Origin of the sequence: Pseudobacillus sp. 179-B 2D1 NHS, from assembly GCF_045370945.1 — a bacterium.
Taxonomy (GTDB): Bacteria; Bacillota; Bacilli; order Bacillales; family Domibacillaceae; genus Pseudobacillus.
Genome location: NZ_JBIQDP010000027.1, coordinates 34608 through 53577 on the forward strand (window position 1 = coordinate 34608; position 18970 = coordinate 53577).

The 18970-nt window shown below is 41.7% G+C and carries 19 protein-coding genes and 2 riboswitches; of the genes, 13 read left to right on the forward strand and 6 right to left on the reverse strand.

Annotated elements, in window-relative coordinates:
- Nucleotides 1-5 precede the first annotated feature (5 nt).
- On the forward strand, nucleotides 6-1586 hold the full coding sequence (locus tag ACH0BF_RS20785) for a sodium:solute symporter family protein (RefSeq protein ID WP_340852636.1): 1581 nt from the start codon (nucleotides 6-8) through the stop codon (nucleotides 1584-1586).
- Between the two features lie 162 nt (nucleotides 1587-1748).
- Here ACH0BF_RS20785 and gsiB read toward each other — a convergent pair whose 3' ends face one another.
- Both gsiB and ACH0BF_RS20795 read right to left on the reverse strand, forming a co-directional pair.
- Entirely contained in the window at nucleotides 1749-2150 is a 402-nt protein-coding gene (gene gsiB / locus ACH0BF_RS20790; protein WP_120034309.1) for a glucose starvation-inducible protein GsiB, read from the reverse strand.
- 83 nt (nucleotides 2151-2233) lie between these two features.
- Nucleotides 2234-2446: a KGG domain-containing protein gene (locus tag ACH0BF_RS20795; RefSeq protein ID WP_120034307.1), complete on the reverse strand. Its 213-nt coding sequence runs from the start codon at nucleotides 2444-2446 to the stop codon at nucleotides 2234-2236.
- Between the two features lie 270 nt (nucleotides 2447-2716).
- Here ACH0BF_RS20795 and ACH0BF_RS20800 point away from each other — a divergent pair, with 270 nt between their 5' ends.
- Nucleotides 2717-4192 (forward strand): potassium/proton antiporter, encoded by a 1476-nt coding sequence (locus ACH0BF_RS20800; protein WP_406910224.1) that lies wholly within the window; start codon nucleotides 2717-2719, stop codon nucleotides 4190-4192.
- A 38-nt stretch (nucleotides 4193-4230) separates the two neighbouring features.
- Here ACH0BF_RS20800 and ACH0BF_RS20805 read toward each other — a convergent pair whose 3' ends face one another.
- The 3 genes from ACH0BF_RS20805 to ACH0BF_RS20815 are packed head-to-tail and all read right to left on the reverse strand — an operon-like array spanning nucleotide 4231 to nucleotide 4875.
- Nucleotides 4231-4368 (reverse strand): YvrJ family protein, encoded by a 138-nt coding sequence (locus ACH0BF_RS20805; RefSeq protein ID WP_120034303.1) that lies wholly within the window; start codon nucleotides 4366-4368, stop codon nucleotides 4231-4233.
- A gap of 56 nt (nucleotides 4369-4424) precedes the next feature.
- Nucleotides 4425-4643, reverse strand: a complete 219-nt coding sequence (locus tag ACH0BF_RS20810) for a DUF2922 domain-containing protein (protein ID WP_340852642.1) — start codon at nucleotides 4641-4643, stop codon at nucleotides 4425-4427.
- Nucleotides 4644-4659: 16 nt separating this feature from the next.
- On the reverse strand, nucleotides 4660-4875 hold the full coding sequence (locus ACH0BF_RS20815; protein WP_120034299.1) for a DUF1659 domain-containing protein: 216 nt from the start codon (nucleotides 4873-4875) through the stop codon (nucleotides 4660-4662).
- A gap of 178 nt (nucleotides 4876-5053) precedes the next feature.
- On the opposite strand from ACH0BF_RS20815, the gene ACH0BF_RS20820 reads away from it, so the two are divergent.
- The 6 genes from ACH0BF_RS20820 to ACH0BF_RS20845 all read left to right on the forward strand — a co-directional run bounded on the left by ACH0BF_RS20820 (nucleotide 5054) and on the right by ACH0BF_RS20845 (nucleotide 15010).
- Nucleotides 5054-6196 (forward strand): polysaccharide deacetylase family protein, encoded by a 1143-nt coding sequence (locus ACH0BF_RS20820; protein WP_406910225.1) that lies wholly within the window; start codon nucleotides 5054-5056, stop codon nucleotides 6194-6196.
- Nucleotides 6197-6278: 82 nt separating this feature from the next.
- Nucleotides 6279-6393: riboswitch (TPP riboswitch) on the forward strand.
- A gap of 147 nt (nucleotides 6394-6540) precedes the next feature.
- Entirely contained in the window at nucleotides 6541-8325 is a 1785-nt protein-coding gene (thiC, locus tag ACH0BF_RS20825; RefSeq protein WP_340852646.1) for a phosphomethylpyrimidine synthase ThiC, read from the forward strand.
- Between the two features lie 18 nt (nucleotides 8326-8343).
- A complete protein-coding gene (locus tag ACH0BF_RS20830; RefSeq protein WP_120034292.1) occupies nucleotides 8344-8511 on the forward strand; it encodes a serine protease in 168 nt (55 codons plus the stop codon).
- Nucleotides 8512-9577: 1066 nt separating this feature from the next.
- A complete protein-coding gene (locus ACH0BF_RS20835) occupies nucleotides 9578-11965 on the forward strand; it encodes a 3-hydroxyacyl-CoA dehydrogenase/enoyl-CoA hydratase family protein (protein WP_406910226.1) in 2388 nt (795 codons plus the stop codon).
- A 46-nt stretch (nucleotides 11966-12011) separates the two neighbouring features.
- Nucleotides 12012-13187 carry an acetyl-CoA C-acetyltransferase gene (locus ACH0BF_RS20840; protein ID WP_406910227.1) on the forward strand — a complete coding sequence of 392 codons (1176 nt, stop codon included), beginning with the start codon at nucleotides 12012-12014 and terminating at the stop codon, nucleotides 13185-13187.
- 35 nt (nucleotides 13188-13222) lie between these two features.
- Entirely contained in the window at nucleotides 13223-15010 is a 1788-nt protein-coding gene (locus ACH0BF_RS20845; RefSeq protein WP_406910228.1) for an acyl-CoA dehydrogenase family protein, read from the forward strand.
- A gap of 72 nt (nucleotides 15011-15082) precedes the next feature.
- Here the strand turns inward: ACH0BF_RS20845 and mgtE are convergent, their stop codons facing one another.
- Nucleotides 15083-16432 carry a magnesium transporter gene (gene mgtE / locus ACH0BF_RS20850; protein WP_120034282.1) on the reverse strand — a complete coding sequence of 450 codons (1350 nt, stop codon included), beginning with the start codon at nucleotides 16430-16432 and terminating at the stop codon, nucleotides 15083-15085.
- A gap of 216 nt (nucleotides 16433-16648) precedes the next feature.
- Between mgtE and ACH0BF_RS20855 the strand changes: the two genes are divergently transcribed.
- The 5 genes from ACH0BF_RS20855 to ACH0BF_RS20875 all read left to right on the forward strand — a co-directional run bounded on the left by ACH0BF_RS20855 (nucleotide 16649) and on the right by ACH0BF_RS20875 (nucleotide 18735).
- Complete coding sequence (locus ACH0BF_RS20855) at nucleotides 16649-17005, forward strand: arsenate reductase family protein (RefSeq protein ID WP_120034280.1); 357 nt, start codon at nucleotides 16649-16651, stop codon at nucleotides 17003-17005.
- An 84-nt stretch (nucleotides 17006-17089) separates the two neighbouring features.
- The gene (gene gcvH, locus ACH0BF_RS20860; RefSeq protein WP_120034277.1) at nucleotides 17090-17473 is read left to right on the forward strand and encodes a glycine cleavage system protein GcvH; all 384 of its coding nucleotides are present in this window, start codon (nucleotides 17090-17092) and stop codon (nucleotides 17471-17473) included.
- A 111-nt stretch (nucleotides 17474-17584) separates the two neighbouring features.
- Complete coding sequence (locus ACH0BF_RS20865; RefSeq protein ID WP_120034275.1) at nucleotides 17585-17935, forward strand: toprim domain-containing protein; 351 nt, start codon at nucleotides 17585-17587, stop codon at nucleotides 17933-17935.
- A 1-nt stretch (nucleotide 17936) separates the two neighbouring features.
- Nucleotides 17937-18239 carry a thioredoxin family protein gene (locus tag ACH0BF_RS20870; protein WP_340852661.1) on the forward strand — a complete coding sequence of 101 codons (303 nt, stop codon included), beginning with the start codon at nucleotides 17937-17939 and terminating at the stop codon, nucleotides 18237-18239.
- Between the two features lie 154 nt (nucleotides 18240-18393).
- Nucleotides 18394-18735: a hypothetical protein gene (locus ACH0BF_RS20875; RefSeq protein WP_120034271.1), complete on the forward strand. Its 342-nt coding sequence runs from the start codon at nucleotides 18394-18396 to the stop codon at nucleotides 18733-18735.
- Between the two features lie 83 nt (nucleotides 18736-18818).
- Nucleotides 18819-18933: riboswitch (SAM riboswitch) on the forward strand.
- Nucleotides 18934-18970: the final 37 nt, after the last annotated feature.

Genomic DNA, 18970 nt, shown 5'->3' on the forward strand with positions numbered 1-18970 from the left:
AATAAATGAATTTTACTATATTAATTCCTATCCTTTTACTTTACTTGGGTATTATGTCGGCACTTGCCTATTATGGTTATAAAACAACAAAGTCAGAAGCTGATTATTTAGTGGGTGGACGAGGAATCAATCCTACAGTCATGGCGCTTTCTTATGGAGCTACCTTTATCAGCACCTCTTCTCTTATTGGTTTTGGCGGTGTGGCCTCATTATATGGATTTGGACTATTATGGCTTTGTTTTCTAAACATTGTTTTTGGGGTTTTTATTTCTTTTGTCTTTTTTGGGACACGCATTCGAAAACTTTCGGAAAAGCTGGAAGCATACACATTTGCTGAGCTTTTAGGAAAGCGCTATCAATCGAAGTTTATTACTGTATTTTCTGGAGTCATAATTTTTGTATTAATGCCTGCTTATACGAGTATTGTCCTTGTAGGCGGAGGACGCTTTCTTCAGGAAACTCTTTCAATGAACTATAATGTTGCACTGTTAGTATTAGCTGTCATTGTCGGCTTTTATGTACTAAGCGGTGGAATTAAAGCTGTTATGTATACCGATGCCTTTGCAGCGGTTGTCATGTTTGTCGGTATGGCTATCTTTCTGTTTATGGGCTATAAAGCAGTGGGAGGTGTGATTGACGGACATGCTGGATTAACGGCAATGAAGAATCTTGTTCCTCAGTCTTTAGTAGAGCAAGGGCATCGTGGATGGACCTCCATGCCGGAATTAGGTTCTCCTATTTGGTGGACGTTAGTCAGCACGATCGTTATGGGAGTCGGGATCGGTGTACTAGCTCAGCCGCAGCTTGTTATGCGATTTATGACAGTCAAAAACAATCAGGCACTGTATCGTTCGGTGATCGTTGGTGGAGTCTTCATTTTCTTTATGACAGGTGCTGCTTTTATGCTCGGTCCGATCAGTAATTTGTATTTTCAGGAGCATGTAGGAAAGCTTTCCATAGAGGTAGCTAAGGGAAATGTAGATCTCGTGATTCCCGCGTTAATTAATCATTTAATGCCGGAATGGTTCGTCTATTTATTCACGCTTACCTTATTGTCGGCTGCTATTTCAACTATCAGTTCTCTTATTCATTTGCAGGGATCTGCTTTTGGGCAAGATATTTTGAAAAGCTTTGGTATTCAATCGTTTTTAGGAATGGATGCTTCCCGTATCGGTGTGCTTATCGGTATTGTGGCGGCAGTTGCTTTGTCTTATGTATTGCCCGAAGGGGTCATCGCACAGGCGACAGCTTTTTGGTTCGGCATTTGTGCGGCTGGATTTCTCCCGGTTATGATTGGGGCGTTTTTCTGGAAGCGGTCGACGAGAGCAGGAGCTAAGGCCAGCATGATTGTTGGATTTACAGTTAGCATCTTAGGGTTTATGTTCCTGCACGAAAAGGAGGCTGCTGTCCTTGGGTTATCAAAAGCTTTATTTGGAAAAGATACATTGTTTGCTTATCCAATGACACATGTTGATCCATTGTTTTATGCACTGCCATTATCTACTATTGTCTTTATCTTTGTAAGTTTGCTTACGAAAGATAAACTAGAGAAGGAAGAACAGCAACAGAAGGAGAAGGCGGTGTGATGTCATCACTCTAGAGGGATGGGATTAAGACTTTTGGCAAACATTCACTTTCTGTGTTTCTCGTCAGACTGCGAAAAATAAGACTCTCATTGATGATCTAGACATTCTTTTCACTCAACAAAAAGGCCCTTATCAAAGGGCCTTTTTGTTGAGTGAAATTAATTAATCATTGTCACGTTGTTTTGCGCGAGCATTTCCGCCTTTTTCACCGATTTCTTCGTAGAAATCTTTATCATGGTTTTCAGAAGTGGCTTCTCCGCCTTTGCGGCCAATTTCTTGGTAGAAGTCTTTGTCATGATTTTCAGAAGTGGCTTCTCCGCCTTTGCGGCCGATTTCTTGGTAGAAGTCCTTGTCATGATTTTCAGCAGTAGCTTCTCCGCCTTTGCGGCCAATTTCTTGATAGAATTCTTTGTCATGATTTTCAGCAGTAGCTTCTCCGCCTTTACGGCCGATTTCTTGGTAGAAGTCCTTGTCATGGTTTTCAGAAGTGGCTTCTCCGCCTTTGCGGCCAGCTTCTTCCACAGTCATTTTTTTGTCGTTGTTTTCATTGTTGTTTTTTGCCATTTTATACATCTCCTTTTAATTTAATGAATCATATGGTTTTTATTACCTTTTTATAAGATTATTAAACATTTATTTTTATATTTTTATTCGTTAGATTCTCTTTGCTCAGCGCGAGCATTTCCGCCTTTTTCACCAATTTCTTCATAGAATTCTTTTCCATGATTTTCGGCAGTGGCTTCTCCGCCCTTGCGGCCAATTTCCTGATAAAATTCTTTGTCGTGATTGCGGGCAGTAGCTTCTCCGCCTTTACGGCCAGCTTCTTCTACAGTCATTTTTTTATCTTTGTTTTCTGCCATTTTGTATCCTCTCCTTAAATGGAATATTTGGTGTACGCTTGTTATATATCCGCTTTAAAGTATTTAAAACCATATAATTATATAAAAAGTAAAAACCCCAACTTTTTTCTTAGATAAAAGTATTTATTTCCTTTAACTGTATGAGAAGATGTTAGAGAGAAGAAGGAAATGATCTGTCGCGCTTTAAATAGGAGGAAACCATTTATTTTGGAAAAGCTCTCCGCGTGTTATAGAATAGAAGAGACATTATTTTCTAGAAAGGAGAGTGCGATGAATTTTACAATTGAAAACATTGTTTTATTGTTTTCTATATTATGGTTAGTTGGTGTTATAAGCGCTAAGTTTTCTACAAGGCTTGGCTTGCCGTCGCTCGTCCTGTTTATCGCTGCGGGTATGGTATTAAATCAATTTGTCTTCTTCAACAATGCCTGGCTTGCCCAATTACTAGCAACCGTTGCATTGGTCATTATTTTATTTGAAGGTGGCCTGCAGACAAAGTGGGAAAGTGTAAAGCCAGTTTACAAGCCGTCTTTGTCACTTGCCACTATTGGGGTAATTGTTACCACTCTCACTGTCGGCATTGCTGCTAAGCTTGTACTTGATCTAACTTGGGCAGAAGGCATTCTTGTTGGTGCGATCGTTGGCTCGACTGATGCGGCAGCTGTTTTTAGTGTGCTTGGAAACAAGAATGTTAAACGGAAAATGGCAACTGTGCTCGAAGCAGAGTCGGCCTCCAATGATCCAATGGCCATCTTTTTAACGATCAGTCTTATTCAAGTAATTCAATCTCCTTCATTCGATCCTCTTACCCTCGTTTTGAGCTTTTTTTGGCAAATGGGGCTTGGACTTTTCTTCGGTATTTTGTTCGGTATAGCTTCCGTTTGGATTATTAATAAGATCAACCTCGATTCATCGGGTCTTTATCCGGTTTTATCTATTGCCTTATCTATTTTTGCCTTCAGTGTCGTTACGATCATGAATGCAAGCGGATTTCTAGCAGTCTATGTGATGGCCATCGTTATAGGAAACGCCGACTTAACTTATCGCCACTCTATTCTTGGTTTTAATGAAGGGTTGGCGTGGATGATGCAAATGGTGATGTTTATGATTTTGGGCCTCCTTGTTTTCCCGAGTGAGCTGCTTGATGTAGCTTGGCAGGGCATTATATTAGCTGTTTTCTTGATGATTGTTGCGCGTCCAGTTGGAGTATTTGTCAGCTTATTGTTTTCGAAAATGAACGTCAGGGAAAAGCTTTTTATTTCATGGGCAGGTTTAAAAGGAGCGGTCCCGATTATTTTAGGGACATATCCGCTCGTGGAGGGACTTGAACATGGACAGCTTATGTTTAATGTGGTCTTTTTCGTTGTTCTTTTGTCCACAGTGATTCAGGGAGCGAGCATTTCTAAAGCCGCTGAATTGTTCGGTGTGACCCGGGCAGGGAAAAAAACTGAATCGCCTCACAGTTTGGAACTTATATCCATTGGCAAGACGAACAGCGAGATGGTAGAAGTGCGCATTTTGGAAGAATCAGCTGCAGCCAATAAGCGCATTCATGAAGTTGATTTGCCGCCTAAAACGTTAATTACCGCTGTTATACGGGGCGACCAGCTTATTACTCCGGAAGGGTCAACGAAGCTTTTTCCTGAAGATGTGCTTTACGTGTTAGTGAAGAAAGAGCAGAAAAATGAATTGAAAAAAGTGATGATGAAAAGAAAGGAAAAGCAAAAAAGCGAACAGCTCACATAAGAGAGGATCACGTGTATACAAGTGATCCTCTCTTATTTTTAGTTACGCATTCTTTCAGGCAAGTTCTGAATAGATTGGATTACACCGTCCAGTTTTATTTCGATTCTATAAAGTAAATAAAAGGTGACGGCAATCGGAAAGCCAACTTCCTGAATAAAAGGCATGAGTGTCTCCATTTTTTATCCTCCTATGAAGAGGAGGAAAGCCGAGAAACCGGCTTTCCTTCTGCTTGCTAGTTAATGGGAATAGGTGTCACGCTGCGGTCGATAACATGAGCCCCTTTGATGCCTGTCAAAGCTCCGGAAGTCGAGTTAAATACGTTTGACTGAATGATCGCGGTCATGGCTTGTTTTACGGCCAATGGGTCAATCGGTTCTTTAGGGTTTTCAATCGACAATGTCGCAGTTTTATCTAACTGGGTAGCAAATTGCAACTGAAGAACTTTAGCCATTTTTTATTTCCTCCTGTTAATTGATTTCAAAATAATCATTCCTTGCAATTGTGACAACTGGTTTATCAGTTAAAGTAGCAATCGCTGTGCCAGCTGTTTCTAATTCAGTTGCCGTTGCCATTTCATTCACATTGGCAAAAGTTTTTGTTTTGTGAATTGGTTTTCCTTCATCATTTAACCCGTGATCAAAGACGAGACTTAACGTGGACTTCATCAATATTGCTTGTGCCATGCTGATCACCTCCTTTCACTTCCTACATACAGAAAAAGAGTGATAAAGGATACCCTCCTGCATAAAATTTAATAAGTAATATTTTTAATATTTTTGTAACATAAGTGAAAAATATGTATTATAATGGTGAAAAATAGATAAATAGATAAAATTTAGAGGGAAAAAAGGGGTAAGAGAGATGAAGAGAAGATTAATAATCATGTGCAGCTTCCTACTGCTGTTTATTTGTGCAGGGGGAATGCCGACTCATGCGGCCGAGAAGAAGAACATTTACATAGGGCTCCATGATAAAATGCTGCCGTTTACAACAGGAGAAGCCTTTATCATCAATGGTCAGGCAGTTGCTCCATCAGAAAAACTATCACGCTATTTATATATAAAAGAAACCATCAAGGAAAAAGAAGGAGTTTATATCTTTGAAAAAAACGGCCAGCAGCTGAAAGTAAACATCAAAACGAAGGAAGCCTTGCTCGACGGGAAAGCTGTGGCCCCTGCAGTTACTTACACTGAAAATGGCAAGTTTTATATTGGAATTCGCTGGATTGCAGAGCAATTTGGTTTCCAGGCAGATTACTTGAGTGAGCATAAAACAGTACGCCTCTATACGAAGGATGGATCAAAGTTGTCCAACGAAGAGTTTTTAGTGGCTAATCAACCGTTTTTTGATCGATTGAAAAGTCCGCCGCCAGCTAAAAAGCCAGTCGCTTATGTAACATTTGATGATGGTCCAAGTGCTCAATCAGCCAGCATTTTAAAAACCCTTGCTTCTCAGCAAGTGAAAGCAACATTTTTCTATATTGAACCCAATATTTCAAGGTATGGGGCTGCGGCGAAAAAAGCTGCAGCAGAAGGGCATTACCTTGCCCTTCACAGCGTAACCCATAAAGTGAACCCGCTTTATAAGTCGCCACAAAACTTTATAAACGAAATGGAAAAAACAAATCAGACATTAAAGAAAGTGACTGGCCAGTCCTCTGTTTTGGTTAGGGCTCCATTTGGAAGTTCCCCTTATCTAAAACAGCCATTCCGTGATGCTTTAGTTAAAAAAGGCTATCGGTTGTGGGATTGGGATATAGACAGTGAGGACTGGAAATATAACACATCTTCGAAAGCGCGTATTTTGCAAAATATTCAAGCGGGAATTAAATTGCAAAAGAAGAAGGGCGATCAGAATGTTGTCATTTTACTGCATGAGAAGAAGATCACTGCAGAAGTGCTTCCGCAAATTCTAGTTTATTTAAAGAAGGAAGGATATGAACTGAAAGCTTACAATCCCTCTGCCCATGTAACCCAGAATTTCTGGAAGGACGGAAGACTGTAATTAGTTGATAAAACGGTGGAATTTTCTGAATAAACATATTTACTTTTATAGCAGCTCTATGTATAATGGAGTCAAATTAAATAGTTATAACTAGGGGAGTCCAATGAGCTGGGCTGAGAAAGGAACGCGATGAAGTTTCTTGACTCTTGGGACCTGATCTGGTTCATACCAGCGTGGGGAAGTTAAAACAGTTATTTATTATGATTACTTCTGCATACATATTAGCCGGGTCCATCCATTGATTGGACACCGGCTTTTTTATGTACATGAGTGAGCTTTTCCACATGCTATGCCCTGCATCTCGTCCTTAAACGATTAATCCGTTGAAAAGGAGAGATTTTTTTATGTCCACATCCTCATTAAGTGAAAAAAACATTTCCATTATGTCCAGTTTTTCGGGTAGTAAGAAAGTTTATATTGAAGGTTCTCGTCCTGATTTAAAAGTTCCCATGCGTGAAATCAACCTCACTCCAACAACTGGTACGTTTGGTGAGGAAGAAAATCCGCCCGTGCGTGTATATGATACGAGCGGTCCTTATACAGACCCTCATTACACGCTTGATATTACAAAAGGATTGCCGACTATTCGCAGTCCGTGGATTAATGAACGCAATGATGTAGAGGCGTATGAAGGAAGAGAGATAAAACCTGAAGACAATGGCTATAAAGAGAAAAACGATCCCCGAACCAATCATCATCTATTCCCTAGGTTAAAGCGCCAGCCACTGCGTGCAAAAAAGGGAAAGAACATTACGCAGCTTCATTATGCAAAAAAGGGAATCATTACACCCGAAATGGAATTCATTGCAATCAGAGAAAACATGTCACCTGAGTTTGTCCGCGAGGAAGTAGCGAGAGGAAGAGCAATTATTCCAGCTAATGTCAATCATCCGGAAATTGAACCGATGATTATTGGGCGCAATTTTCATGTAAAGATTAATGCAAACATCGGTAATTCAGCTGTTTCCTCGTCAATCGAAGAGGAAGTAGAAAAAATGACATGGGCAACACGCTGGGGAGCGGATACTATTATGGATTTGTCGACAGGAAAGAATATTCATACGACCCGTGAATGGATTATCCGTAACTCACCCGTTCCAGTGGGGACTGTCCCTATTTATCAGGCGCTTGAGAAAGTGAACGGTGTAGCAGAAGCTCTTACTTGGGAAGTGTATCGTGATACATTGATTGAACAGGCGGAACAAGGGGTAGATTACTTTACTATTCATGCTGGAGTGCTTCTCCGCTATGTGCCATTAACAGCTAAGCGCATGACTGGGATTGTCTCACGCGGTGGTTCAATCATGGCTCAATGGTGTCTCTATCATCATCAGGAAAATTTTTTATATACTCACTTTGAAGAAATCTGTGAAATTATGAAAGCCTATGATATTTCTTTCTCTCTAGGAGATGGACTGCGTCCCGGCTCCATTGCTGATGCCAATGATGAGGCACAATTTGCTGAGTTGGAAACACTCGGGGAGTTGACTAAAATTGCATGGGAACACGATGTGCAAGTAATGATAGAAGGACCCGGCCATGTGCCTATGCACCTTATTAAAGAGAATATGGATAAGCAGCTTGAAGTTTGCCAGGAAGCCCCTTTCTACACACTGGGTCCGCTAACAACGGACATTGCCCCAGGCTATGACCATATTACCTCTGCAATTGGAGCCGCGATGATCGGCTGGTACGGCACAGCGATGCTTTGCTATGTCACACCGAAAGAGCATTTAGGGTTGCCCAATCGGGATGATGTACGCACTGGGGTAGTGACTTACAAAATTGCTGCTCATGCTGCCGATTTGGCGAAAGGGCACCCCGGAGCTCATAAGAGGGATAACGCGCTGTCAAAAGCACGATTTGAATTTCGCTGGAGAGATCAGTTTAACCTGTCCTTAGATCCGGAACGTGCGCTGGAATATCACGATGAAACCTTGCCGGCGGAGGGCGCAAAAACTGCTCATTTCTGTTCAATGTGCGGCCCGAAGTTTTGCAGCATGAGGATTTCTCAAGATATTCGCAATTATGCTAAGGAAAATGAAATAAATACAGATGAAGCATTTGAAAAGGGGATGGAGCAAAAGGCGAAGGAGTTCAAGCAAGCCGGCAGCAGTATATACCAGTGAGCGGGAGGAGAAATGCAGATGACTGTCCATAAAATTGAACGGGAAATTGATCAATTAAAAGCAAAGCTGGTCCTTCTACAAAATCGTTTAAGGCTCATTCAGCAAAATTGTGACCATCATTATAGAGGTAATCAGTATTATGAAACTTGTGCCAAATGTAAAAAAGTGAATGTTTTATATTATTAAATTGAACGGCCGCGAGAAGATTCTCGCGGCCGTTTTTATAAAAAAGAGAGGTAAAGAATGCATTAAGGGGGGCTGTGCGGGTGGGCATTCGCACAGCCGCTGTGCATATTATTCTTTCTGATGAGAGAACAGCAACGGGACAAGTAAACTGTTCATGTATTTATCATATTTTAATTGAGAATGAATGTCAACTATAATTGATAATGATTTTCAAAATCAATGAGAATGGACCACCCTTCTGAGCAGCAAGGGACAGGATAAACAGAGAGACTAAAAAAACTTGGGCGAGGAGTTATGTGGAGAGCGCGCGATTAGGATCATTCTTGTTAGCAGATACGTTTCCTTATAGTATTAAACCAATCACCTTGCTCATAGAAGTCTAACCCCTTGCAATATTTTCTCACTAACCTTGAATCTTTTGACTGGCTAATCGATTATTGAGCCGCTACCTTGACCCTGCTATTTTTAATGTAACGATTATGGAGGAAGGACGATGAAGATACTCGCTTTTTGCTAGTTGGGATGAGACAGAGGGTTCCAAATAATCAGGTACTTCGCTAATTAATTATGATGGTTGAGCATGTATATAAATGAACATTGGAATAAAGTGTGTGAAGTGAAGATTGTCTTCAAGGTAGTGGACTGAAGGCAGTCTTTTATTTGTATTCTGAGAAAGTGCTCTGTCTAACAGCTTTCAATTAAAGGAGTAAATTGAATTGGAGCACAGTTAAAGGTTTACGTCCTTTTACTAAAATGAAGAAAAACCATACAGCTAAATGCAGAAAAAATAGCATATGTCCTTAAGGCGATGTAAGTAAGCTGATAGGATATTTTATATGAGTTCTTTAACAATTTTACAACATAAAAATAGTAGGAATTTAGGTCAATATTTATATAATCTAGTTTTTAAAGGAGGAAGAGAGGTATCCATTTTGCGAAAGAAATCAAATGAAGTTTGAAAATTTCAATTTTTTCTTCTTTATTCGTTGCACCAAATGAAAGGTTGGGTTATATTAGTAATAGAAATAATGAATGAGCATTCATTCAAAGATGTGAAGGGGGAATTATGTTGGTTCAGCACATTCAAAAGGCTGCCGTTTTAGGTTCAGGCGTAATGGGTTCAGGAATTGCTGCTCATTTGGCGAATATCGGTATCCCGACTTTATTATTAGATATTATTCCGCGCGAGCTCACAAAAGAAGAGGAAGCGAAAGGTTTTACAATTAACGATAAAGAAATCAGAAATAAATTCGCTGCCAATGCTTTGAAAAAGCTGCTAAAGCAAAAGCCTGCTCCGCTCACATCGAAGAACAACATTCAATATATTACAGCGGGAAATCTAGAGGATGATTTAGAACAACTAAAAGATGTTGATTGGATCATTGAAGTGGTGGTAGAAAACTTAAATGTAAAAAAACAAGTGTTTGAAACGATAGAAAAATATAGAAAGCCCGGCAGCATTGTCAGCTCGAATACGTCAGGAATATCCATCGAGGCGATGGCGGAAGGGCGTTCAGAAGAATTCCGTCGTCACTTTCTCGGTACCCACTTTTTTAATCCGCCACGTTACTTAAAGCTGCTCGAAATCATTCCAACGAAAGATACCGATCAAGAAGTACTCCAATATATGAAGACGTTTGGTGAGGATACTCTCGGTAAAGGAGTAGTAGTCGCCAAGGATACGCCAAACTTTATTGCCAATCGTATTGGAACATACGGATTGCTGAAAACGGTTCAGGAAATGACAAATTCCGGACTTTCTGCCGGTGAAGTAGATTCCATTACCGGGCCATTAATTGGCCGGCCGAAAAGTGCCACGTTTCGCACGCTTGATGTAGTGGGGCTTGATACGTTTATTCATGTGGCCAACAATGTTTACGAGCAAGTAGAAGGAGAAGAAAAACAAGTATTTGATGTGCCGAAATTTATGGAGAAGATGCGCGATAACGGTTGGATTGGCGCAAAGAGCGGCCAAGGCTTCTTTAAAAAGGAAGGTAAAACCATTCTGGAGCTTAATCCGACAACAATGGAATACAGTGAACGTAAGAAAATGAAAGCGGCTTCAATCGAATTGGCGAAGCAGCAAAAAGGATTATCGGCAAAATGGAAGACGCTCATCTACAGTGATGACAAAGCTGGAAATTTTTTATGGAAGATCATCGCACCGGTGCTGATTTATTCGGCTCGCCTCACTGGCGAAATTGCCGATGACATTGTCTCGATCGATCAGGCAATGAAATGGGGATTCGGCTGGGAGCAAGGACCGTTTGAAATATGGGATGCGATTGGCCTGCCATCTTCTTTGGAAAAAATGGAGGCAGAGGGCTTCGAAATTCCGCTTTGGGTGAAAGACATGATGGAAGCCGGCCATTCTTCTTTCTATAGAGAGGAAAATGGAGAGGTGTATTTTTATCATAACGGCGGGTATCAAAAAGTTTCTGTCAGCGAGAAAGTAATTGATTTAAAAAGGCTGAAGAAACAAGGAAAAGTTCTTAAAAAGAACAGCGGGGCGAGTTTGATTGATATTGGGGACGGCATTGTTTTGCTTGAGTTTCATTCACCGAACAATGCGATTGGCGCGGATATTGTTCAAATGATTAATTACGCGGTTGATGAAACAGAAAGAAATTACAAAGGGCTTGTCATTGGAAACCAAGGGAAAAATTTCTGCGTCGGCGCTAATTTAGCTATGATTTTGCTGGAGGTACAGGATGATAACCTCTGGGAAGTAGATATGGTCGTAAAAGGCTTCCAGCAAGCAATGATGAAAGTGAAATATTCGAGCAAACCGGTCGTTGCTGCTCCATTCTCGATGACACTTGGCGGCGGTGCAGAAGTTTGTTTGCCGGCTGCGCATATTCAAGCAAGTTCGGAGACTTATATAGGTCTTGTGGAAGTCGGTGTCGGGCTTATCCCGGGTGGCGGCGGAAACAAGGAGCTCTATTTAAAGCATTTAGAGCAGATGGCGAATGGTGTACAGATTGACCTGCAGGCAGTGGCTAACAAGGTATTTGAAACGATTGCCATGGCTAAAACGTCGACTTCGGCAGCAGAAGCAAGAGAGAATAATTTCTTATCGGAAGCAGACGGAATCAGTATCAACAGTGACCACCTGCTATATGATGCAAAACAGGCGGCTTTGTACCTTTATGAAGCTGGCTATCGGGCGCCAAAGAGAAAGAAAGTTCCTGTTGTAGGGGAAACGGGGTATGCAGCCTTACTTTTAGGTGCACGATCCATGCTAAAATCAGGCTTTATTTCAGAGCATGATTTTAAAATCGCTTCAAAATTAGCGTATGTTATTGCCGGAGGAAAGCTGCCGTTTGGAACGGAAGTGGATGAAGAATATTTGCTTGACCTCGAACGGGAGGCGTTCCTCAGTTTAATTGCTGAGCCAAAATCACAACAGCGCATGCAGCATATGCTCGTTAAAGGCAAACCGCTGCGCAATTAACTAGATTCTTATTCCAATAGATAAAAAAGCGAGGAGGAGAAAGCTGATGAAAGAAGCGGTAATCGTTGCCGGTGCTAGAACACCGGTCGGGCGTGCGAAAAAAGGCACGCTCGCCACAGTCCGCCCAGATGATTTGGGAGCGCTTGCGGTGAGAGAGACAGTGAAGCGCGCAGGGAACTACGAAGGGGAAATCGATGACTTAATCATAGGGTGTTCCATGCCAGAAGCAGAGCAGGGACTGAATATGGCGCGAAATATTGGCGCACTTGCTGGTCTTTCGTATAACGTACCAGCCGTAACTATTAACCGTTATTGCTCCTCCGGATTGCAGGCAATTGCTTATGCTGCGGAACGGATCATGATTGGCCAGGCAGAAACGATTATTGCTGGAGGAGCAGAATCAATGAGTCTCGTGCCAGTCATGGGGCATGTTGTCCGTCCGAATCTCCGCATTGCAGAAGAAATGCCGGAATACTATATGAGCATGGGGCATACAGCAGAAGAGGTTGCCAAAAAATATGGTATTACACGCGAGGAGCAGGATGCGTTTGCCATTCGGAGCCATCAGCGGGCCGCACAAGCCATTGCAGGCGGGAAATTTGCAGATGAAACGGTGCCCGTGGAAGTCACAATTCGAGAAATCGGACCGAATCACAAACCGGTCGAAAAGAAGGTCCATTTTACAAAGGATGAAGGGGTGCGTCCGGGAACGAACATGGAGGTGCTTTCCAAATTGCGGCCGGCATTTGCAGCAGGTGGCACAGTAACAGCTGGAAACTCTTCGCAAACAAGCGACGGAGCAGCAGCAGTAATGGTCATGGAAAGAGAAAAAGCGGAAGCGCTTGGATTAAAGCCGATGGCGAAGTTCCGATCATTTGCTGTAGGGGGCGTTCCTCCGGAAATCATGGGAGTTGGCCCGGTGGTAGCTATTCCGAAAGCATTGAAGCTTGCTGGTCTTAGTCTGTCTGACATTGGGTTAATTGAATTGAATGAAGCGTTTGCTTCACAATCCATCCAAGTCATAAGGGAACTTGGCCTTGATGAAGACAAGGTAAATGTCAACGGTGGAGCGATTGCTCTCGGACATCCTCTCGGTTGCTCAGGGGCAAAACTGACGCTGACGCTGCTGCATGAAATGAAACGCCGCAGCGAACAATTCGGTATGGTGTCTATGTGCATTGGCGGAGGAATGGGAGCAGCTGGCGTATTTGAGCTATTGTGAATAAAACGAATAAAAGGGAATGGGAGGAATTATAGATGGCAAAACAAACAGAAAGACAGGCAGTTAAAGGTGGAGCATTCTTAATTGAAGATGTAACATATGATCAAGTATTTACACCCGAAGACTTTTCTGATGAGCAAAAAATGATCGCCAAAACAACCGAAGAATATGTAAATAACAGTGTTATGCCGCAAGTTCCTTATTTGGAGAAGCATGAATTTGATCGTTCTGTAAAGTTACTCCGGGAAGCTGGAGAACTGGGACTGTTGAGTGCTGACGTTCCTGAAGAGTACGGCGGATTGAATCTTGATAAAGTCAGTTCAGCTTTAATTGCTGAAAAAATGGCGGCTGCCGGAGGTTTTTCCATTACTCATGGAGCCCATGTTGGCATTGGTTCGTTGCCGATTGTGCTGTTCGGCAACGAAGAGCAAAAGCAAAAGTACTTGCCGACTTTAGCTACTGGAGAGAAAATTGCTGCTTACGCATTGACAGAGCCGGGTTCGGGTTCCGATGCGCTTGGAGCAAAAACAACAGCAAAATTAAACGAAGCCGGCACCCATTATATATTAAATGGAGAGAAGCAATGGATTACGAACTCGGCTTTTGCTGATGTATTCGTTGTCTATGCAAAAATTGATGGAGATAAATTCTCTGCCTTCATTGTAGAAAAGGAGTTTCCTGGTGTATCCACAGGAGCGGAAGAAGATAAGATGGGGATTAAAAGTTCCTCCACACGCACACTTATCCTCCAGGATGCAGAGGTACCAAAAGAGAATCTGCTTGGAGAAGTGGGAAGAGGTCATGTCATTGCCTTTAACATTTTAAATATTGGCCGCTACAAACTAGGTGTTGGAGCAGTGGGTAGTGCTAAACGGGCATTGGACATCTCATTAAAGTATGCGAATGGGCGCCAGCAGTTTAAAACACCGATTTCCTCTTTCAATTTGATTAAGGAAAAGTTTGCTAATATGGCGTCTAAAATTTATGCAAGTGAAAGTGCCATTTACCGTACAGTCGGTTACTTTGAAGACCGAATGAGCCAGCTTTCGGAAGAAGAGCAAAAAGATGGCTTGTCAGTCGCTGCTTCTATCGCTGAATATGCCATTGAATGCTCACTCGGTAAATTTTTTGGCTCGGAAATGCTTGATTATGTAGTAGATGAAGGCGTACAAATTCACGGTGGCTACGGCTTTATGGAAGAGTATGAAATTGCGAGGATGTACCGCGACTCCCGAATTAACCGTATTTTCGAGGGAACAAATGAAATCAATCGTCTGCTTGTACCGGGGACATACGTGCGCAAGGCGTTCAAGGGTGAATTGCCATTGTTTGAAAAAGCACAGGAGCTGCAAAATGAAGTCATGATGCTGATGCCGGAAGAAGTCGGTACAGAAGCGCTTGAACAAGAAAAGTATTTAGTGAAGAATGCAAAAAAGATAGGCTTGCTTGCAGCCGGTCTAGCTGTTCAAAAGTATGGAAAAGTGCTTGAAAAAGAACAGGAAGTGCTCGCCAATATTGCTGACATTGTTAACAATATTTACGCGATGGAGTCCGTCGTTCTTCGCACAGAAAAAGCAATTGCCAAAGCTGGAGAGGAAAAAGCAAAGCAAAAACTGTTATATACCCAAATCTTTTGTCAAGAAGCCTTCAATCAAATTGAAGCTGATGCTAAAGAAACACTTGTTGCTGTAGAAGAGGGCGACACGCTGCGCATGATGACCTCTATTTTAAGAAAGTTAACGAGATACACTCCCATTAATGTAATCGCTAAGAAACGTGAAGCAGCTGATCGCTTGATTGAAGTGGAAAAGTATACGGTTTAATTAAGAGAAAGTGCCCGGAAATATAACTTTCCAGGCACTTTTTGTTTGAATATAAAGATTGTTGAAAGACAGCTAAACTAATTGACTTAAGAAAAAAGAAGCAATAGAGAAATAGACCACGAGCGAGAAGATGTCATTGACCGTAGTAATAAGCGGACCTGAAGCAACAGCAGGGTCAAGGTTGCACTTGTAGAGTATGAGTGGAACGATCGTTCCAGCAAGCGTTCCGAGAATAAGGGTGAGTAGAAGCGAGCTTCCAACGACGATTCCTAAGTATATATTTCCCTGCCAAATAAATGCAATAAGAGAAATGAGCAGACCGCATGTTATGCCGATGATTAAGCTGACGCGAAATTCTCGAAGGATTAGACGGGTGACTACCTTCACGTTGATTTCCTGCTCTGTCAGACCGCGTACGACTACTGCTAGAGACTGGGTGCCAGTATTGCCGGTCATCCCAGCAATAAGCGGCATAAAAAAAGCAAGCGCTACTACTTTTTCAAGCGTTCCTTCAAATTTCGAAATGATGCTTCCCGAGACAAGACCGATAAATAAAAGAGCAATCAGCCAGGGCAATCGGCGTTTGGCAGCTGTCAGCGGCTTTGTGTCAAAGTCAATTTCTTTATCCACAGCTGATAATTTACCAATATCTTCGTTCGTTTCCTGAATAACAATCTGCATCATATCATCAAAGGTAATAACCCCAAGCAGTCTCTCTTTCTCGTCCACTACAGGAATTGCGCTGAAATCATATCGCTTGAGTAGCTTGTTGATCTCTGCTCTCTTCGCTGTGTAGGGAACGGAAATAATCTGCTTCAACATAATGTCTTTTACCAAATCATCCGGCTGAGCAATGACAAGATCCCGATAAGAGACTGTACCAGCCAGCTTTTCTTTTTCATCAAGCACGTAAATAATGAAAAGCGTTTCAGAGTACATAGCATGAACACGTGCTTTTTCTACTGCATCGGCAACGGTATCCTCTAGATGCACAGCGAGGTACCGATTTGTCATCATACTGCCTGCCGTGTTTCGCTCATAGCTCATCATTCGTTTTAAATATTTGGCTTCACTATCATTTATCTCTGATAAGAAACTATCAAGATCGGCTTTTGGGAAGTGAAGTAAAAGAGAAGACAATACATCGGTGTCCAGAAGGGAGAGAACTTTATTTGCTTTGGCAGGACCGATTTTTCCCAGCAACTCAAGTTGTTTCAGCTGATTAAACTTTTGTATCATACTGGCGATAGAAGCTTCATTAAGATGTTCTAGCATGGAAGCTCGATGCTTTTCGGGAAGGTTTTGAAAAATAGCGGCTAAGTCATAAGGTTTCTTGCTCGTGAACATGTCATTGATCTCTTGATATTTTTCTGCTTTCAGCTTTTCGATAACGAACAGTGTATCGTCTTGTATTTTTTTCATGATCAACACCTCCGTCATCAACGCTATTCCCTATAAAGGAATTTAAAAACCATTTTTGAGTAATTTTGGATATTGGTTATGGAGGGGAAGAATAGCTGAAACTTTGTCTTTTATTAAAAAAGCAGGTATATTTTAATTAATAGAGCAGGAGAATTGAAAACGGTGGCGAAAACATTTTAAAGCCGAGCACTGTGTAAATAGGAGGCTGATTGAAGAGTGACATTAACATTTTACTGGTATCCGAAGTGCGGAACATGCCGCAATGCAAAAAAATGGCTGGAAGAACATAATGTTGATTTTCGGGAAATACATATTGTGGAACATCCGCCTTCCAAGGAAGAATTGAAAGACTTATATAAAAAAAGTGGACTTGAATTGAAAAAGTTTTTTAATACGAGCGGCAAAAAGTATCGCGAGCTTGGATTAAAGGACAAAGTAAGCACCGCTTCCGACGAGGAATTACTGGAATTGCTCGCTTCCGATGGCATGCTTATTAAGCGCCCTCTTACTACTGATGGTGACAAAGTGACTGTTGGGTTTAAAGAGGAAGAATTTGAAAAACAATGGTTGTAAAGTGTGCGTAAAGCTTATTTTTCTTGCTTTATGCCTTTATAATAAGTAAAGTTTTAATTGAAATCAGGTAATGGAGGGATTTATATGAGCACACCGAAAGAATTACGTTATTCAGAAGAGCATGAATGGGTAAAAACAGAAGGGGATACCGTCCGTATCGGCATTACGCATTTTGCGCAATCAGAACTTGGCGACATCGTGTTCGTTGAGCTTCCATCTGTAGGAGATGAAATCACAGCTGACGAACCATTTGGTAGTGTTGAATCTGTAAAAACAGTTTCCGAGCTATATGCTCCTGTCAGCGGAAAAGTTGTTGAAGTAAATGAAGAGCTTGATGATAATCCTGAATTCGTTAATGAATCACCATATGAAAAAGCATGGATGATCGTTGTCGAATTATCTGATACTGCGCAGCTGGATAACTTAATGACAGCTGAACAGTATGATGAAATGACACAAGAAGATTAATGAAATGAGAAAAGGACACTTCCGGTTTAGGGAGTGTTCTTTTGCAATTTCTTACTAAATAAAGGACAATTAAACTGTGAGGCAAGATATTCAGACGGTGGAGGGATATTCATGCGTACAGAAAAAACAATCGTTGTAGAAGGGGCTTCGGATCGGAAGAAAGTACAAGAAATTGTAAATGAGCCGGTGGACATCATTTGTACGAATGGAACAATCGGGCTGAGCCGGCTGGATGAGTTAATTGAAAGCTTGGAAGGACAAGATGTATATATCCTTGTTGATGCAGACCGCGCCGGGGAAAAGCTGCGTCAGCAATTTATCCGTGAATTTCCCGAAGCTCACCATTTATACATTGACCGTGTCTATAAAGAAGTCGCTACTGCTCCTTACCGCCATCTGGCTTCTGTATTATTAAGTGCCAACATTGATGTACATGGGGAGTTTTTACAAAAGGATGGATGAAATGCAAAAGGAACAAAATATAAACGAATTAATCAGGACGAATCACTTAGTAGCCATCTATGCGTATACACCGCTGTGCGGAACGTGCCAATTAGCTGGAAAGATGGTCGACGTTGTCGAGAAGGTAGACAACGGCTTTATATGGGCCCGCATGGATGTGAATTATCATGAGAGCTTTGCGATTCATCATGCGATTGAAAGTGTCCCATGTCTGCTTATATTTAAAGAAGGGGAATTAAAGGAAAAGATTTATGCCTTTCAGTCGGTTCCTCATATATATGAGAAGTTAAGTCAATATATATGATTGCTGCTTCCTACAGGGAGGCAGTTTTTTATATAGGCATGTTTGACGAAATATGCGAATGAGTGCGCACTTTGTCGAGTAATTAATAAAGGAGATTTCCTCCTCTGCTTGGAAGTTATTAAGTAAAGCTAAAGCGAACAGAGGGGGAAATAAAATGAAAGAGAAATTGTTAGCTGTACAGGCAGCTTGCCATGGTAGAACGCATATCTGGCCATTGCTCCCGCTCGAACCTGTACACGTGCTGCTGGTAGGAGAAAGTGAGAGCTGGCTGCTCGTGATCAGCCATCAGGGAATGCAGCTTTCAAATAGCAGCACGGATCATTGGCATTTACGGTTGAGGGGTGGGCTTGAACCGCTCTTAGAGGGGCAGGGTCAGCTGCGCTTGTATGAAGCGATGGGGGCAGTCGAGGTGTCAGGATTTTACCGGGTTAAGCTTTGGTTTGAATCGTTCCTTTGGTTATGCCGCCCTTATTATGAAAAGTTTGATACAGCATAAAAACATTTTTTTAAAGAATAATTGACAATTTTCGTAGAATAATGATAAAATCAAATCCATTAAGAACAACATATTGCATACAGCTCTTATCAAGAGAGGTGGAGGGATGTGCCCGATGAAGCCCGGCAACCGTCAACAGCGAGCGCTTGTTGAAAAGGTGCCAATTCACACAAAGCGTTTTGCTTTGGGAGATGAGAGAAAGGAATCTACTAAAGAACACCTTTCTGCTCATTTT